At 48.8% G+C, this 18090-nt stretch carries 11 protein-coding genes; 5 read left to right on the forward strand and 6 right to left on the reverse strand.

What is annotated here, in order from left to right; genetic code table 11:
• The first annotated feature begins 1 nt into the window (after position 1).
• The 3 genes from malQ (at position 2) to WMO20_RS01575 (ending at position 2681) form a co-directional block, all read left to right on the forward strand.
• Entirely contained in the window at positions 2-1474 is a 1473-nt protein-coding gene (gene malQ / locus WMO20_RS01565; RefSeq protein WP_349185620.1) for a 4-alpha-glucanotransferase, read from the forward strand.
• Positions 1475-1813: 339 nt separating this feature from the next.
• Positions 1814-2281 (forward strand): hypothetical protein, encoded by a 468-nt coding sequence (locus WMO20_RS01570; protein WP_308564862.1) that lies wholly within the window; start codon positions 1814-1816, stop codon positions 2279-2281.
• A gap of 34 nt (positions 2282-2315) precedes the next feature.
• Complete coding sequence (locus WMO20_RS01575; RefSeq protein ID WP_112090095.1) at positions 2316-2681, forward strand: hypothetical protein; 366 nt, start codon at positions 2316-2318, stop codon at positions 2679-2681.
• A 58-nt stretch (positions 2682-2739) separates the two neighbouring features.
• Here WMO20_RS01575 and WMO20_RS01580 read toward each other — a convergent pair whose 3' ends face one another.
• Positions 2740-4032, reverse strand: a complete 1293-nt coding sequence (locus tag WMO20_RS01580; protein WP_316544239.1) for a galactokinase — start codon at positions 4030-4032, stop codon at positions 2740-2742.
• 199 nt (positions 4033-4231) lie between these two features.
• On the opposite strand from WMO20_RS01580, the gene WMO20_RS01585 reads away from it, so the two are divergent.
• Together WMO20_RS01585 and rlmD are read left to right on the forward strand one after the other, a co-directional pair.
• Entirely contained in the window at positions 4232-5092 is an 861-nt protein-coding gene (locus WMO20_RS01585) for an AraC family transcriptional regulator (protein WP_112090097.1), read from the forward strand.
• A gap of 27 nt (positions 5093-5119) precedes the next feature.
• Complete coding sequence (gene rlmD, locus WMO20_RS01590) at positions 5120-6766, forward strand: 23S rRNA (uracil(1939)-C(5))-methyltransferase RlmD (protein WP_349185621.1); 1647 nt, start codon at positions 5120-5122, stop codon at positions 6764-6766.
• 52 nt (positions 6767-6818) lie between these two features.
• Here the strand turns inward: rlmD and WMO20_RS01595 are convergent, their stop codons facing one another.
• From WMO20_RS01595 to WMO20_RS01615, 5 genes are read right to left on the reverse strand one after another with little or no spacing between them, the layout of a single operon-like run.
• Positions 6819-7376, reverse strand: a complete 558-nt coding sequence (locus tag WMO20_RS01595; RefSeq protein WP_349185622.1) for a hypothetical protein — start codon at positions 7374-7376, stop codon at positions 6819-6821.
• Between the two features lie 50 nt (positions 7377-7426).
• Positions 7427-12673, reverse strand: coding sequence for a DEAD/DEAH box helicase (locus tag WMO20_RS01600; protein ID WP_349185623.1), 5247 nt, complete (start codon positions 12671-12673; stop codon positions 7427-7429).
• Positions 12674-12677: 4 nt separating this feature from the next.
• Entirely contained in the window at positions 12678-13682 is a 1005-nt protein-coding gene (locus WMO20_RS01605; RefSeq protein ID WP_349185624.1) for a hypothetical protein, read from the reverse strand.
• Positions 13679-16393, reverse strand: a complete 2715-nt coding sequence (locus tag WMO20_RS01610) for a hypothetical protein (RefSeq protein ID WP_349185625.1) — start codon at positions 16391-16393, stop codon at positions 13679-13681. Before WMO20_RS01610 ends, WMO20_RS01605 begins: the two co-directional genes overlap by 4 nt.
• Before the next feature lie 10 nt (positions 16394-16403).
• A complete protein-coding gene (locus tag WMO20_RS01615; RefSeq protein ID WP_349185626.1) occupies positions 16404-17960 on the reverse strand; it encodes a hypothetical protein in 1557 nt (518 codons plus the stop codon).
• Positions 17961-18090 lie beyond the last annotated feature (130 nt).

Below are 18090 nucleotides of genomic sequence, written 5' to 3' on the forward strand. Positions count from 1 at the left end.
TATGCGTGCAAGCGGCATTCTGATGCCGGTGTTCAGTCTGCCGGGGCCTTTTGGCATCGGTACGCTGGGCAGTGAAGCGACCGCATTCGTTGATTTTCTGGCCGAGGCAAAGCAGACCTATTGGCAGATCTTGCCCATCGGCCCTACCGGCTACGGTGACAGCCCCTACCAGAGCTTTTCCGCCTTTGCCGGAAACCCCTACTTTATCGATTTCCGTTTACTGGCGGCAGACGGTTATCTGACCGCCGAAGAGCTCCCCGCCGCGCAGCCGGTGGACACCGTCGACTACGGTGCGCTGTACAACCAGCGCCCGGTGCTGCTGAAAAAGGCTGTTGACCGGCTGTTGGCGGCTCCCTCCCCTGCTTACGAAGCCTTCTGCGCAGCGCAGAGCTTCTGGCTGGAGGACTACGCCCTGTTCATGGCGGTAAAGGCCGAACAGGGGCAGGCTGGCCTTGCCGACTGGCCGGACGCCCTGCGCTGCCGGGAGCCGGAAGCCATTGCCGCCGCAAAAGCACGGCTGGCTGACCAGATCTGCTACCACAAGGCAGTGCAATTCTTCTTCTATACTCAGTGGAACGCACTGAAAGCCTATGCCAACCGCAAGGGTGTCCTGTTGGTGGGTGATATTCCCATCTACGTCAGCCCGGATTCCAGCGACCTGTGGACTCATCCGGAGTTGTTCCAGACCGACGGACAGATGCATCTGACCCATGTAGCCGGCTGTCCGCCGGATGCCTTTGCGGCAGACGGCCAGCTGTGGGGCAACCCGCTGTACGACTGGCCCACCCACAAGGCCTCCGGCTTTGGCTGGTGGAAGCAGCGCATGAAGCACGCCACCTCCATCTATGATGTGGTGCGCATCGACCACTTCCGCGGCTTTGAGAGCTACTATTCCATCCCCGCCGGAAGCACCACGGCTGCGGGCGGTCACTGGGAAAAAGGCCCTGACCGGGACTTTATCCACGCCATGCAGCAGGCGCTGGGCGGCGGCAATATCATCGCCGAGGATCTGGGCTACCTGACCCCGGAGGTGAAGGATATGCTGACCGAGAGCGGTTACCCGGGCATGAAGATCATGCAGTTCGCTTTCGACAGCCGGGAATCGGGCAATTATCTGCCCCACACCTACCCCCGCAACAGTGTGGTGTACACCGGCACCCACGACAACGTGACCACCGAGGGCTGGCGCAGCAACGCCAGTGCCGAGGATGTTGCCTACGCCTGCCGGTACCTGCGCTGCACACCGGAGACCCTGACCGAGGGCATGATCTGCGCCTGCCTTGCCAGCGTTTCGGATACCGCCATCATCCCGCTGGCAGACTGGCTGCATCTGGGCAGCGAGGCCCGCATCAATACCCCCAGCACACAGGGTGCAAACTGGCGCTGGCGGCTGACGCAGCCCCTGCCCGCAGCATTGGCCGGGCACATCGCTGCGTTGACCACGCTGTATGAGCGTGTACCGGAAAAGCGTTAAACGTCCACTCCCCTTTTGCTTTCTATCCTGCAAAGCCACAAGGCATCTGCTTTCCCTGCTGTATCCTGCGCAGCGGGCACGGGCAGATGCCTTTGTTGTTTTTTATTTTTACGGTCCTGCTTTCCTCTACAACATTTTTTCACTGTGATAAAAACGGTTGTTTTTTGTATTTATATCGTATCACAGTCTATTTTGTAAATGCTCATCACAATATATTCACAAATGTATCATGATTTTTAAACCCGCGCTCTCTTGTCATTTTTGTGCAGATATGCTACAATTCAGTTACTAGATGAACTGCCCCTTGGGGAGTTCTGTGTGCGAAAGGAGTTTTCCATCATGGATCATACATATCAGCGCCCTCTGCAGCTGCCTGCCGGCTACGCTGTGCTCTCTGCCGAGGAGATGACCTACACCGAGGGCGGTGCTCTTTCCATCAATATCACCCCGCAGCAGGTCATGGCCTTTGGCATGACCGTTACTGTAAATCTGCTGGGCATGATGGGCCGTTATGCATTCCAAGGCGCTGTCTCCGGTATGCAGAATGCCTTGAACGATGGTTTGGACGTTGGTGATGCCGTGGGGCACTACTGGGGTCAGCTGAACACCTGGAGCAAGGTAGCTTCTATCGGTCTGGCCGGTCTGGGCGGCTACTACGCCTATATTCAGGCCCGCAGCATCTATCTCTCCGTCAAGAATCTGGTGACCGCCATCAAGGAGTCTGTTGACGAGTATAAGGCCAACAAGAACGCTGCACAGGAGACCGAGCAGCAGAACTGCCTGCCTACGCTGGTAGCCCTGTGCTAAGTTTTTATCGTACCTGAAAGGAGTGTTCCTCTTTATGAAAAAGCTTCAGCTGCCTGCTTCCTATGCAGCGCTTTCTCCAGAAGAGCAGCGCACTGCCTTTGGCGGAAGCGAATTCGGCGATGCTGTCGGCAGCTTTTTTGATAACCTGCACTTCGGTGATTTCTTCTGGGAGGGCGGGCTGCTCTCGTTCTCCTTCACCTTTGTGCCCATGCTGTTTTTCCGCATGATCAAGGTAGGCGTACAGACCGGCATCAAGCTGTACCAGCAGTTCGCCCGTTTGCTTGGTGTGACCAGCGAAGCCGCCACCACTACCGTCCAGTATCTGGACAGTATCCAACAGCAGAGAAAGGATCGTCCCGTTACAAACTCTCTCCCCCAGCCCTTTTCTCTGCAGCAGTAAGCCATAAAAAAGCCGTGCATCCCGGAGCTTTCCGGCCATGCACGGCTTATTTTTATGTTCAGATCACCCGGACTGCACCCTGTTCCCGCAGGCGCAGCACATAGCAGCTGCCCTGCCCGAACACCTGCTCGATGGCTGTATGGTACCGCTTGAGCAGCCGCCCGGGCACATAAGCCTGAATGGTACCTGCAAAGCCGCCGCCCTGCATCCGCCATGCGCCCTCACTGCCCTGCAGGATGCTCTGGCTCAGAGCCAGAGCCACTGACAGCCCCTGATGCCGCACATCCGCTGTGCAGTACACGTTCTGGCACAGCGCAAAGGAAGCTTGTCCGCTCTGTTTGACCAGCTCTGCAAACACCGGGAATCGCCTTGCATAAAGCGCCTCCCGCTGCGCCAGTGTACGGGCGTTCTCTTCAAAATAATGGATCGCCCGCAGCACCGCACGGTCTCCGCAACGGCTGCGCAGGGCAGGCAGTGCCGCCCAGAACGCACTCTCTTCCACCTGACCCAGCAGCGGCTTGCCAAAGCAGGCAGCCACCTGCTCCATCTCCTGCCGGATGGCTGCAAACTCGCCGGTCAGCTCGCTGTGGCTGCCCCGGGTATCGGTGACGCAGAGGAACATCCCCTCCGGCAGCAGACCGTCCGCATGGAGCTTTTCGATCTTTGGGGCACGCGGATCGGCAAAATCTGCAAAAATAATACCGCCCACCGCACTGGTCAGCTGATCCAGCAGTCCGCTGGGCTTGCCGAAATAGGTGTTTTCGGCATACTGGCAGATGCCGGCCAGCTCTGCCGGGGTCAGCCCGGTGCTGTATTCCTCGTTCCAGATGGAGGCCATGCCCATCTCAAATGCCGCCGAGCTGGACAGCCCGGAGCCGCGCAGCACATCGCTGGCGGTATAGGCGTCAAAGCCGCCGATCTGCCTGCCCACCGCGCGGAAGCCCTCGGCAATGCCGCGGATCAGGCTGGCCGAGTGGGTGCTCTCCCCTGCCTGCGGCTCTGCGGTGGCAAGATCAATGACATCCAGCTTGTTGAAGCCCCGGGACTTGACCCGCACATAGCCATCCGTGCTGCGGGCTGCCACCGCCACCAGATCCAGCGTGACCGCAGCCGCAAGACCGCAGCCGCCCTGATGATCCGTGTGGTTGCCGCCCAGCTCTGCCCGCCCGGGTGCAGAGTACACCTGCACCTGCCGCCCGGGGCCGAAATATAACTCGAACTGCTCCAGCGCAGCCGCATAGCGCCCGCGCTGCCGCTGCAGCACCGCCGGGTCTGCCCCGTAAAGTGCAGCAAGTGCGGCGTCCCAGCTGCCCTGCAGGATCTGTTTTCTGAGTTGTGCACTGGTGGCCATGACAGCTCCTCCCCTCAAGAATGAACGATTCTGCTTTTTTGCCTATTGTAATGCATTTCGGGCGATTTTTCAATTTATTTGCCTTAAAAATCCAAATTTCGGCGTCAGGCGCAAAGAATAAGATGTACTTTTGTTGAATTTGCAGGGTGTTCTATGGTATACTGGGTGCAGAATGTGACAGGACGGAGGTAAAGCTGCCATGCCAGACGTTTATAAGCAATCCTTTAAGCAGAATTACACCAACAACATTGAATTGTCCATCTTCAACTGCGGCCTGGAGCGGTGCGCTCCGGGGCAGACATGGGGTCCCGGCATCCGTGACCACTACCTGATCCATCTGGTGGTATCCGGCAAGGGCATCTTTGAGGTGGGCGGCCGCACTTGGGAGGTGAGCGAGGGCGATCTGTTCTTCGCCCGTCCCAGCCAGCTGATCCGCTATACCGCCGACGAGCAGCAGCCGTGGGAGTACAGCTGGGTAGGCTTCAACGGTGCCTGTGCCCACAAGCTTGCCGCGCAGCTGCCCTTTACGGACGATGCCCCTGTGCACCACACCAGCGACCCGGACGGGATGCGGGCAGCCCTGAACAACATCTACTCCTCCCGCGGGCTGCAGCCGCAGGACGAAGCCGCCATGGTGGGGTATCTGTACCTGTTCATCGCTGCTCTGATGCGGGAGACCAGCGCAGGCAAGCCCCACACGGCCTCCTCCTCCAGCCAGTATGTGCTGAATGCCATCAAGTACATCCAGTTCAACTACTCCCACGACATCTCCATTGACGACGTAGCCAAGAGCGTGGGTGTTTCTCGCAGTCACCTGTACCGGGTGTTCATGCTGAACGTGGGCAAAAGCCCCATTGACTACCTGACCGAGTACCGCATCAACGAAGCCTGCAAGCTGCTGCGCGCCGGCAGTCTTTCCATTGCAGAGGTGGCGGTGTCGGTAGGCTTCTTTGACCAGTTCTACTTCTCGCGGGTGTTCAAGCGCGCCAAAGGCGTGCCGCCCAGCAAGTATTTTGCCGCCCAGCAGGACGCCGACCCGGCAGACCCTGCCCAACTGTAACCTGAGCCCATCACACAAGGAGAAACCATGCCTTTACAGAAAAACCAGATCCTGACCCTGCGCATCGAGCGCCTTTCCAGCGACGGCAGCGGCGTTGCCCACAGTGCCGATGGCGAGGCCGTATTCGTGCCCGGCACTGCCCCGGGGGACGAAGCCCGGGTGCGCATCGTGAAGGACTGCGGCCGGTATGCCTTTGGCATTCTGGACGAGCTGCTCACTCCCTCGCCGGATCGTATTCCGGTGGACTGCCCGGTAGCAGGCCCCTGCGGCGGGTGCAGCCTGCGGCATCTGGACTACGCCGCAGAGCTGCGCGCCAAACAGGAAAGCGTGCTGGACGCCTTCCGCCGCATCGGCGGGCTGGAGGTTCCGGTGCTGGATATCCTACCCTCCCCGGAGGTGGACCGCTACCGCAACAAGGTGCAGTTCCCTGTGGGCGTGGACAAAAACGGCGTACCCTGCATCGGCTTCTACGCCGGGCGCACCCACCGCATCGTCCCCTGCCCGGACTGCAAGTTGCAGCCCGGCGTGCTGAACGAAATCGGCAATGCGCTGTGCGCCTTTTTTGCACAGCAGGGCATCCGCCCTTACGACGAGCAGAGCGGCAAGGGGCTGGTGCGGCACATCTTCCTGCGGCGCGGTGCGCACAGCGGGCAGATCATGGTGTGTCTGGTATGCACCCGGGCAAAGCTGCCCCATGCAGAGCAGCTTTGTGCCGCACTGCGGGAGCAGTTTCCTGCCATCAGCACCATCCTGCTCAACGTCAACGCCAAAAACACCAATGTCATTCTGGGCAGTGAGAACCATATCCTGTATGGCCCGGGCTACATCGAGGACACTCTTTGCGGCGTACCGGTGCGGTTGGGGCCGCTGTCCTTCTATCAGGTCAACACGCTGGCTGCCGAGCGGCTGTACGGCGTTGCCGCGCAGTACGCGCAGCTGACCCCGGACGACGCGCTGCTGGATCTCTATTGCGGCATGGGCACCATCGGCCTTTCCATGGCAGATCAATGCCGGGAGCTGATCGGCGTGGAGATCGTGCCGGAGGCTATCGAGAGCGCCAAGGCCAACGCCGCCCGCATGGGCGAGGCCGTAGCTGCCAAGAGCCGCTTCTTCTGCGCCGATGCCGGACAGGCTGCCACCCAGCTGGCCGCCGAGGGCCTGCACCCGGATATCGTAATGCTGGATCCGCCCCGCAAGGGCTGCGATGAAGCCACACTCTCTGCCGTGGTGCGCATGGCCCCCCGCCGGGTGGTGTATGTCAGCTGCAACCCCGCCACCGCCGCCCGAGACGCCGCATGGCTGGAGCAGAAGGGATACCATGCAGAGAAGGTACAGCCGGTGGATCTGTTTCCGAGGACGAAGCACGTTGAAGCGGTTCTCCTTTTGACCAAACTCAATGTCGAGCGGCATATCGGAGTGGACGTCAGCATGGACGAGTTGGATGTGACTGCTGCGGAGAACAAGGCAACTTACAACGAGATTCGGGATTATGTGTGGGAACACCATCAGTTGAAGGTATCCAATCTCTATATTGCACAGGTGAAGCAGAAACACGGCATTATTGAGCGAGAGAATTACCATAAAGCGAAAAATGAAAATGCGAAGCAGCCCCAGTGTCCGAAGGAAAAAGAGGATGCGATCGTGGAGGCATTGAAGCATTTTAAGATGATCTAATGAGTAAATCCCCAGTCTAAACCGACTAAAATCGGTACAGACTGGGGATTTTTCAATCATCCGTCGGATTCATGATTGTATTCAGATTTTCTATCACGAATTCCTGTGCATTCTCATCATAAACCACGCATGGATATTCTCCACGTACTCCTGTACGTATTTCAGTAGTGATTCCCATCGCAATACCGCTGGCAGTTGGAACCTTGCGACATTTCCCTGCTGATATTTCTTCCTCCTCCATAAGTCCAACTTTTACTAACCACGCTGTGATTGTTCTATAGGAGACTTTCCGCATTTTCTTTTCGTCCAGAATCTCATTTACTTTATAGCTGATTCCGCTAGCGGGAATCGGCGTTTTGGACGGTATATATTGCAGCTTTTCCTCTTCCGTAATGTAAAACTGTTTCTTATCCTTCCCGGACACCTTTTTAGGTTCATGACCATCAAGCTGTTTTCTCAGGACATCGGATACAAAGAACAGGCATCGAGAAATCTTTACGTTATTCACGATGTCCTGTTCTGGAATCGGCGTTCCGTCCAGTGGATTCACCCCATTGGCAAGGCTGTCAATATAGTGTTTTGCGCGGTGGAGCTTTTCCTGTTCAGTCATCTAGCACACTCTCCTGCACACTTTACATAATATAGGGTTCTATTATCTTATCAGACATTCAAAATCTTCTGAACTGCATACGGCTTTGCATACTTTATGTAAGCGTCACTCACATAAATCGTTCCATCCTCACGTGGTTCCTTCCACATAGCCGGATATACAACAAGTTTTACTTCTCGTCCTCGGTGCTTCGCTACAATTTCATTATTCGTAACAAGGAGCGTGCATCCTGATACTCGCAAAATCGATTCCAGCGGGAGCAGCAGTGCTTTCTGTCCCTCTACTGTTAATGAATCAGCCAGCTCTCCATTTACTCCCCAATCGAGGAGTTCTAATGCAGCAAAACGATCAAGTAGACCATGTACATACTGATTTCGATAATGCTTTAAGCACTTGTGACAAGCGTTACCGCAGTCGCAAGAAGCCAAAAGCTCACGGATTCGATTCAATAACGTTTCAATATTGTCCGCTACGCTGACTGCATATCCTGCACCGCTGGATAAACTGTCGTATAGATAAACATCCACAAACGCCCCGGCATTATTGGTCCGGATTCGGTATCCTGTAACAAGTTCTGTGAACTCAATGTCCAACTCTTTGCTCGCCGCCAAACGAAATGCTTCTGCCAGCGATTGAGCTGCCCTCGTCAGCCAAGGATTATCCGTTCGATGAATATCCATCTTCTGTTCATCCAGCTTGATTTCCAATACCAGCATATCCGTGATGAAATCATATCCAATATTGACATTTCTTGCATTTCTATGGCTACACGGTTTCCGGGCATATTTCGATTTATAGGGTCGTAAAACTCCATCCAATGTCTTTTCATTGTCACCCGGCATTGCTGCACCGCAATCCGGGCATACCATAAATCCCTTGTTTCCAAGTCCCTGATTCACCATAATAATTCGCTGGTTTGTGCGAGAAGCCATCCGGATATTCTTGCAGCCGGAAATCGGTTGAATGTCCTCCGCATCCGGAAGTGTCGAATATAGCGGCGGTTGAACCGATGAATATTCCTCTTCCAGCTGTGCATCCGGTACTGCCTCTGCATTTTTAGGTGCAAACCCCCACGGTCGGAGCATTTGCCTTCCTTCCTCCAATGCACGATTTCCGCAGAACGGACAAGCATCTGGCCGCTCATCTGCAAGACCAAACCATCCGCAATCCGGGCAAGTCAGAATATTCTTCAGATAGTTTGCATCATCCATATAAGCCCTTGCGGGTGTCGTTGCTTGACCGTATACCCGATCACTTCCGGGACTATACAATCCTCCTATCTGATAGGTTTGTTTATCCACGACGATTGAGCGTCCCGGTGCATATTCACTAATTGCAACATCCAATCCGCGATCCACTTCATAACGAAGGATTCCATTCATATCGGAAATATATGTACTGACCACATTTTTAGGGAAAGAGTAGGTTGGTATGATTCCTTCTTCATAAAGTGCATCCAGTAATGTTTTCTGTTTGTTCGCCGAAGCGTTCGGTATTGCTTCAAACTGCTCCGGATGCGCGTTTCGCTTTTCTTTCAGGTTCTTTAGGCTTTCAGCAAATTCATTTCTGAAAGCATCCATATCCAGTACAGCGTTTGCTGGCACGAGTGCAGATTTTCGTGGTATCTTAAAGTCCTGTAAAAAATCCATAAACTCATCCAGCACTTCATCCAGAAACAGCACTGCAGGCAGTTCGTCCAAGCTTGAGTGCTTTGAGGCAAGGAACTCCTGTAATGCAATCATATTCAAATGCCGTTGCAATAACTTTTCGCTCCGAATGTCAATCCATGGTCGTCTTGGATCGCCACGAAACATCGGAACCGGATTATTGAAATATAGCGTATCGTGCGGTCCATCTTCACAGAAGGTTACAATAGTAGAAAGGCTTGCGCCTCGCCGACCTGCACGGCCTGCGCGCTGCTGATAATTTTCTCGCATAGGTGGAACATTTCTCAGCCCAACTGCTACCAGAGAGCCGATATCAATACCGACCTCCATCGTGGTTGTACTGCTAAGAATGTCAATCGGCGTTTCCCCTTCCTGAATCAAATCCTGAAATCTCAATTCATAGTGTTCTGTTTGGCTCCACAAATCCATCCTTTGATCCTTATGGGAAAGTTGTGCAGTATGCTCTTCCGTATCGATCACATGGATTTTATTGCCTTTCAACGCATCTACAACAGGTTTTCTCCAAAAATCCAGTGATTGATATTCTTTCTCGTTCAATACATGAGTTCCTGTAAAACCACAACTCGGACACTTTCCTCGCAGGAGATACGGTGTGATTTCAGAGCATTGTTCACACCGATACCATTTATGTTTTGCATCAAATCGGGGCTTCACCCGTTGAAGATCAACATACAGCCTTCCATTATCCGGTTGTGCCGAATCTAGGAAGTTATTCTTCAAAACTCTCCGCAAGACATTCAAGTCATTGGAATCATCCGTCCACCCCATGATTCCCTGAACGGTCTTTGTGAAATTCCACTCCTTTGCCAATCCGTAGAAATCATAACTGCGACGTACTTCCAAACGCACCTCATCCGGAATCGTATGTCCCAATGCAGTCGCATCGTCACACACTGAAATCATCCACGCATTAAAGAGTTCAAGAAACTCCTCATCTTCTACGGAGATACCATTTTCTTCAAGTTCATCAATGCTATCAAATAGTGCCTGCTCTGTTGGCTCAATCCAGCTCGTGGCAGAATCGTAAAGCGTATTATAACCGCCAGAAAACAGCCGAAGCAAATCTTTTTGCATCTGTGTCGGCGCATTTGCAATAGAAAACCGAGGTGTATACTCACGATTTCGGCGAGTGCTGCGCTCATAATTGCTCAATGCAATGTTGCAGTCTGCGCCAAATTTTTCACGTTCCGGTTCATGAAAAATCTGTACATGATGCTGTCCTGCTGCAAGGCAAAAATAATCATAAAGATCGTTCATGGAACGCTCTGTTATGGATTGTTCCATATTGTAAATGGCCAATGCAAAAAGCTGTCGTGCCGCCATGATGTCCGAGGAATCCGACATATCACGCGCCAGCTTTGCCGCACGCTGCCGACTATCCGAGAACAAGAGAACCTTTCGTCCTTCATTTGGCAGACGTTCCGGATCATTATCTTTTCCACTTACGGCAGGTTGCTGCTCAAATTGTGTTTTTATCAAGTTGTAAAAAGACTGATTGCCACGTGTACTAAAAGACGTAAGTTGCGAAGACGACAGCAAGTGTCTGCAATGCGGACATGTTGGAAATGTCAAGATTCGCGGGCGATTTTTCTGTTCAAAGTTGCAGTAATACAGTTTCCGAAATCCTGTTCTTCCTGCATCTGAATCGTCACGGAAATTGATAAATCCATTCTTGATATCCAGATAACAGGGCCGGATCGCATTCTTTCCCTGCTTTTCAGGAAGTTCATAATCCTCAGGCGGCAAATAAAGATGAACTTCCTTCATCTGCGAATCCAACACCTGACCGGGATAATGCCACAAATATGTTCTCTGGTGTGTTCCGATTGCATCATCCAGAACATAGCCTTTATAGAACAATGCTCCGCAACGCCGGTCATTATATAGTTCATATACAACACTGTGGCAATGTGGGCACGTTAAATGTCCATCTGCCCAAAATATCTCTCCCAACGTAAGTGTTCCATCCGTATGGGAATGTGGGCAGCCTTCATTTGCACAAGCGTAAACGCCTTTCATTCCCTTAAACAGCATGTGCATCCGTGCCGGGAACAAAATTGCACCTTTCTGATTTTTCGCAAGCGGAGCAATTGCCAGAAGAACACTGACATAATTTAGAGCTTGTTCGTCTTCAATGTCCGGAAATGCTTCCTCAGCAAGTTCCGCAAGCGATACAGCATTTCCTCGGCACTTTGAGATAAGCACATGAAATGGCTTATAAAAAATCAAATTATCGTACATCCACTGGCATGCTACCGCCAGATTTTGAAATGGCGCACTCGTCCCCTCAACTCCATTCCAAAAACGGTTCAATTCCTGAAGACAGGCTTCCTCATTTCCTTCAAATGCAGACGTATTTGCACACTGAAATTTATCCAGTGGAATCATTCTGGCGATTGTTGTATCAATCTGCTCTCTTTCGCCGGTCAGATAGCAAAACGGAATCGAACCATCTGCTGCCGTCAATTCATGTGCAAACTCATATACAGAGTCCTTATCTGTTTGATCTCGATCTGGCATACTGGCAGTCGTTAAGATGAATTGAACTCGCTCTCTCGTGATTCCAAGTTTGTGGAACAACCGCCGAATCAAAAGCGCAACTTCTCCACCTGACGAGCCACGGTACATATGCGCTTCATCAATCACGAAGAGTAATTTGTTATTTTTATCTGCGTCAAGCCATTCTTTTGTTTTCTGCCAAATTCCAGTCTCTCTTGGACGAAGAAGCATATACTCCAGCATGGAATAGTTTGTAATGAGAATATCCGGGCAACATTGCTGCATTTCAAATCGAGTGATCAACTCTGCATCTTCTGGATCTGGGATATGTCGTCCATTATGTAATCCCTCCAAAAAAGTGCGCATATTGGCTTTTGCCGGAATTTTTCCTTCATGCTGTAATGCTTCAAAGAAGACTTTTTCCGATTCTTTTTGAGGGAACGACATTCGAGCCAATGTCTTTTCAAGCTTTCTGTCTTCACTGGTCACTGGATCATTGCCCGGATAAGGAGTGCGTCCCGTATACATTCCAAATTGAGGGCGGCGCATACTTTCCCCGCAAACAGAACGGAAAATATTTACAAATTTTCCGTCCGGATCGCCAATCAGCTGCCGCAATCTACTCAACTGATCTGAAACGAGCGCATTCATGGGATACATAATAATCGCACGAACTCCTCGCATTGACCATGTATCCGGGCTATTTTTTGCTTCTGCTGCCAGTTTTGCCATCAGCGGCCACATAAAACATTCTGTCTTACCAGAGCCAGTACCCGTGGAAACGAACAAATCCCGCCCTTGCACAGCTCCTTCAAGTGCTTGAATTTGATGAACGAATGGATTCGGATATACACCAATTCCCGCATCTGAGAGTTTTGAAAAGTAAGATTTCATCCAATCCGGGATTTGTGCATTTGCAATGCCATTTTTTACACTTTTATAAGCCGGTGATGACTCAATAAAAGGTTTTTGATACAGAAGTCCCTCGTCATCCAAATGCTGTTCCACAGCTGATAGCAGAAGTGGTGACTTTCCAAAATACTGTGCCTTGATATAGTCTTCGAGATCATGGCGAAGCTTCTGATGAATCGAATTTGCTCCGTTTGACATTTTATCATTCCTTTACAAATTGGTATCCAATCGGTTCTAACGCTGTCTTTACTGCGTAGAACACATCTTTCGCAAAAATCCGATTAAAATCGTGCGGCAATTCAATGCAGGAGGTCGGCCAACTGTATAACTTTATAAAATCCAATTCTTCTGCGGGCATCAGATATCGAAGTGCAAGTGTAACAATAGGACCATCTTCATGATAAATTGCTACCGGCAAGGAATCTTTTGCTGCCAAAAGAGCATTCGACACCCTACGGTAGCGATGTCCATCCGTCATCCACGTCGGGAGTTGGCTAACAAAAGATTTCCCCTCTTTTTCTTTATAAAGATAGTAAAATCGATTTTCATTTATGCCCATACGGATGAGAGATACTTCGTGATCTTCTTCCTTTTGTCGTTGCCAGTATCCATATTTGAATGGCGGTTCCAACCGCAAAAATTCGACAGATTCATTTTGATGAAACAAGCTCCACTTTGCAGTTCTCATCAAGTGTTCCCATGTTTCAATCAATGTTTTTTCTGGAAGTTGAAACATTCTTTGCGGAGAGTTCATGGATTGCTTTTCCTGTGAAAGCAGATATGTTCCCTGCCCACTAACAAATCGTTTTTCTCCGGGAGCCATTCCTCTTGTAAACAAAATTTGCTCTGCACTCGCACAAGAATATTGGTTCGGAGCCAGTCGGTATGACGTATGATAGAGCGTCCCACCATTAAGTTGAATCGTATAAATTTCCTCCAGCAGATTTTCGTAATTATAGCCAAAAGATTTGTGGAGATCATTGAATATGTCACAATAGCTTTCAATGAGTTTTTTCATTCGGGATTTAAAATGGACAACTGAAACAGGTTGTTCATTTTCTTCTACATCCCACAGAGATGCGTATGCCATCTGCCCAAGCATACTATAAATCACACGCATTCGCCATTGCTCAACAGGTTCTGTTGTTCCACGTTCAATCCTATATGCTTTTGCAATAATCGGAATCAAATTGTTTTGCAGTGTCATTCTTCACCACCGAGATATTCATGTATCATCGTACAAATATTCTTTGAAGGCTTACTTTCATCTTTCTCAAGCTGTTCCATCAAAAGGTTTGCTTTTCCCGCAATAATTGCAAAAGGTAAAAGTCCAAACAAATATCTGTATCCAACCGTGTCAGATGTTTCACCTTTCAGTATGGATTCTATATTTGCAAAAACGCTCCAAAGATTTTTCTTTGCCAAAGTACTATATCCGAGACTTGTCAAGAAATTCTTGTGAATTGGCCGTACTTTCGGCATAGGAAGTCTATCAAAATCCGGACTGAGCTCGCTGCCAACAAATACCGACGATGGTTTTTTATCTACCAAGAACTCCGTCATCAGCGGCAACACATAATTCGATATTCCCATCGGCTCCACCTGCAAATCTTCTGCATACGGTGACAGCAAAAAGAAGAATTTACCAGAATCAAAAACAGCCGTCGGAAGTTGTTGTGTCCACCCAGCACAGAATGGATTCATAATTGCGACCACATTATCCTCAGATTCCTTGCATTCCTTACAAACCTTTTCCGTATAATCTCCCACACACGATAATATTGCAACGGTTCTACTAAACAGCGTCGTCGAGAAAGCTTGTGCAATCGCCAAACCATTCGGACCTGCAAGCAACACCGGCGTTCGATATCTGTATGCCGAATAGAGATAAGCTGCGAGCCCTCTGGTATAGCTTTCCTGAACACCTGCTTCCTTCAAATTATCTGCCAGATACTCTATGACATCGTCTGAATTTTTTAGGACAGCAACTCTATCGTCCATTGATTTACCAGAAGTAAACGATGAAAATACTGTCACTGAAACCGTCTGTTTTTCACCTATGCGATTGATCTGCGGCAGAAATGCTTGTGCCGCAATAAAATCAGCCGCATCTTTTTGTGCTTTTGCAATTTTTTCTGCTACTTTTTGTTCTACTTCGGCAGTCAGCTGCTCACGTTCTTCCAGCTGTTCATTTGATTCTTTCAGTTTTTGCTCAACTGCTTCATATTTTTCTGTCAGTTGTTCCACCCGTATTCTTTCGTCCTTTGCCGCATTTTTCCGTTGCATCAATTCATTTTCTACTTTTTGAATTTTTTCAGAATTTTCTTTTTCCCATTCGGTTGTCAATAGTTCTTTACAACGTTTCTCCAATTCGGAATTTTGCTGAATAATGCGGCTCAGCATTTCATCTTCAATATCTGTAGCAGAAAGATAAGAGTCCGCATTCTGTACAAACTTTCGAATCCGTTCATTCGCTTCATCCTCTGTACAATTACACTGCATCGCAAGCTCTTGCACGAAATCCTTGTTCGGCAACTCTTGCAAATACGCTGTGATTTGCTGATGCGCTGCATTTGTAATCCCCCGCTGTTTGGATGTCGCCCATGTCAGCCGTTTGCGCAGCAATGCCTTCAAAACATCCATAGAATCTTTGACATTTACTACTTTCGTCGGCATTCCAAAATTCAAGGCCGTACAAACTTGGCAATCTCCAGCCTGATACAGCATTGAAGCAAACACCTCAAAAACAGGAAGCCTGAAAACATCCTGCTTTAATGAAATACGATCAATTTTAATATCAAGATCTTTGGGATGGCAGTAGATGCCTTCATACTTTTTACCATTCCAATAAGCAAAGAGAACACCATCACAGTAAATTTTTTCAGACACTCCCACAGTCAACTTCTTTATGATTTTCTCAACGGAATCACATTCCTTAAAAATTATAATTTGCGTTGGCTGAGACGAACTATAGCTGGTTTCAATAAAGTCCCTACTTGGATCTTTTTTATTGGGAATCACATGCCAATCCCAAACACCAACATATCCTTCCTGAAAAGTTCCTGATCTCTGATCGCTGAACAAGTCTCTTTGTGTCGGAAATTCTTCCAGATAATCTCCTGTGATTTCATCATGATGGATATCCGACAGTCTCTTTAGACGCACATATCCGTCTGCCCAGAAAACCTTACAAAGGGACTTGAAAGGATACTTTGCATCCGTTGTATCTATTCTGTTACTAATTGAGTATTTCTCCAATGCACGATATCTGGTAAGTTCTTTTTCCTTCAAATCCAACTTATTTTTCAGCTCGTCCTTTTCATCGCGTAACCGAGTAGCATCTTCTGCCGTTGCTTGCAAACTTGCTTGGGTTTCCTTCAGTAAATCTTGAACCTGTTGAATCTTGTTACGCGCATACTCCTTTTGCGCTTCAAGTTCTTCCTTTAACAGCTTTGTTGTCCGATCCGTTGGAGCGTCCTCTACTGAATCGGGTTTGTGGGCTCTCTTTGCAATATGTATCGCAATTTTTAATGCGCCAATTTCCTCTGAAGAACGGACAGGTTGTTCTAAGCGAAAATATAAATCCAAATTATCATAAAACGGGCTGTTTGCAAGCGCAATGATGTGTGCATCGTCAGACGGTATTCCTTTCGCTATCAAATTTGCCTGCTCGCCAATAATTTTGTCCATCAAGGACTGTATTTTTTCATTCAAAAACTTTGAAATAAATCTTGTGGTTACATTTTGCACCGTAAGCGTGACTGCTTCCTCATCCGAAATTGTCTTGGGTCGAAACCCTGGCTTAATACGGCTAAAACCGTTTGAATTTGTCTGAAAGTTTTGCTTCAAGTCCCTCAAACCAATCAGTTTACAAATTGATTCAACATCAGTTTTCGATAATCTATTAAGATAATCCATATTATTCTCCTCACCGCTTGCTCTTTAACATCACAATAAAATTTTTATAATATGCGAGGGCATCTTCTTCCATATATCCGCTTCGTATTTTTTCAGAAACCCATTTTCGAGTTTTAGGATAATTCTTTAGTAAACCGACCGTTGCCCCTAACGTATGCGAAACCGGTATCTTTCTCCCATGCGCATGAACTAGATTCTGAAAGTTCACTGTATCGTCCGAACTCAGGACTTCGGAATTTTCTTTCTTATACTCTGCACTCCAAACAATGTCCAATCCCTGTAAAATCAGAACACGGACGCCATATTGAATTGCATCAAGTTCAATGGAAATTTCTGCTTTCAATGAAATTTGTTCAATTACAAATCCATTCTTTTCAAGTCGGATCGTTCCATCAAATGGAGCAGTCACTCGTATAATATGATTTTGCGGAATATTATTTTGCAATCCACTTGGTACAGGATTTCCATCGATATCAGAAATTGTCACCTTCGGCTGTTCTGCCCGTTCATTCAGTGGTTTCTTCCAAAGATATGTGTACTCCAGTACCTTCGCTCTGCCCGTAGAAATCAGCTGCTGTCGCTCATTAACTTCAATCGAGCAAACTTTACCTCCGTCAGACGGATAGTATAGCATTGTTGCTGCAGGATAAGTCTTTGTCGTCGTTTCACCTTGTCCCTGAACGAGAAACCATGTCGTTTCCCCAGAGTTTTGAATGACATACGGTGATTGCACATATACCGGCCAAATTGGTTGAATCGAAATCGGCTGACTTGTAAGACGGCAATGATAGTTCAAAAAGAATTTAGCTGCAGACTCCGTAAGGTCCGTTGCAGTAACTTGCAATAAGTACCATGTTGACCAAGAAATATTTCTTTTCAAAAGTTGTCTAATTGAAACGCCATTATAAATATTATATAGTCGGCCTCTTGAAAGCAAATAATACTCTTTTCCTACTATAACGTCAGCGTCATCAGGAAGCATTTTTCCACTTTCCGCATCAAAAATCGCGCCACTCTCTCGTACACCATTTGTGATGCGCGGCCAATATGTTCTTTCAATTTCATCAGATGATATGACAGTATACTTCTCACTGGGACAATCTCCAATTGGAACATATGTAAGAACGTCCTTATTTAAGCGTTCATACGAATATACAAATGGAGTCATCGATTTGTTAGATGGAACAATTGTAAGCTCCTTGCGCATCTGCTTTTTCAAAAGTTCTCTTGGAACCGCAACCAGTCCCAACTCAAATGAAAAGCCCGTGCTTGTAATATTGACAATTCGGATGGGAAGTTCATGTTCACCAGCCACATAGGTATAGTTTCCTCCCGGACCAAATGTGCGCTCCGGACAATCTTTGCTTTCTTCATATGCACTATGACGAAAATGCGGTGTCTGGATATCACCATCAACAAATCGTACATATTGTCCGCACAATTCACACATAAAAAGGCCACTGCGTGCAGATACCGATCCTCCCGGATGGCTACGGGCGACTTCTTCAGGTGTGATATGAGTCCAGCCCTTAGAAGACCACACACATACATGTGTTAGTGATGCCATAATAGTTCTCCTCATACACTTTATCGAATCCAATTATAATAGACTAATATTACCACTAATAGTCCAACAATGAAATAGAAATTCCAAACAGCCGCATTCTATCCAAATCGTTCGGTTAAAATTTGTCTGT

Source organism: Faecalibacterium intestinale (genome assembly GCF_040096575.1).
GTDB classification, from domain to species: Bacteria; Bacillota; Clostridia; order Oscillospirales; family Ruminococcaceae; genus Faecalibacterium; species Faecalibacterium intestinale.

Coding starts and splice junctions, on each gene's coding strand:
- WMO20_RS01595 (WP_349185622.1), bottom strand. CDS start 7,376: ATGACTGAACAGGAAAAGCTCCACCGCGCAAAACACTATATTGACAGC.
- WMO20_RS01570 (WP_308564862.1), top strand. CDS start 1,814: ATGGATCATACATATCAGCGCCCTCTGCAGCTGCCTGCCGGCTACGCT.
- WMO20_RS01580 (WP_316544239.1), bottom strand. CDS start 4,032: ATGGCCACCAGTGCACAACTCAGAAAACAGATCCTGCAGGGCAGCTGG.
- WMO20_RS01610 (WP_349185625.1), bottom strand. CDS start 16,393: ATGGATTATCTTAATAGATTATCGAAAACTGATGTTGAATCAATTTGT.
- rlmD (WP_349185621.1), top strand. CDS start 5,120: ATGCCTTTACAGAAAAACCAGATCCTGACCCTGCGCATCGAGCGCCTT.
- WMO20_RS01600 (WP_349185623.1), bottom strand. CDS start 12,673: ATGTCAAACGGAGCAAATTCGATTCATCAGAAGCTTCGCCATGATCTC.
- WMO20_RS01575 (WP_112090095.1), top strand. CDS start 2,316: ATGAAAAAGCTTCAGCTGCCTGCTTCCTATGCAGCGCTTTCTCCAGAA.
- malQ (WP_349185620.1), top strand. CDS start 2: ATGCGTGCAAGCGGCATTCTGATGCCGGTGTTCAGTCTGCCGGGGCCT.
- WMO20_RS01605 (WP_349185624.1), bottom strand. CDS start 13,682: ATGACACTGCAAAACAATTTGATTCCGATTATTGCAAAAGCATATAGG.
- WMO20_RS01615 (WP_349185626.1), bottom strand. CDS start 17,960: ATGGCATCACTAACACATGTATGTGTGTGGTCTTCTAAGGGCTGGACT.
- WMO20_RS01585 (WP_112090097.1), top strand. CDS start 4,232: ATGCCAGACGTTTATAAGCAATCCTTTAAGCAGAATTACACCAACAAC.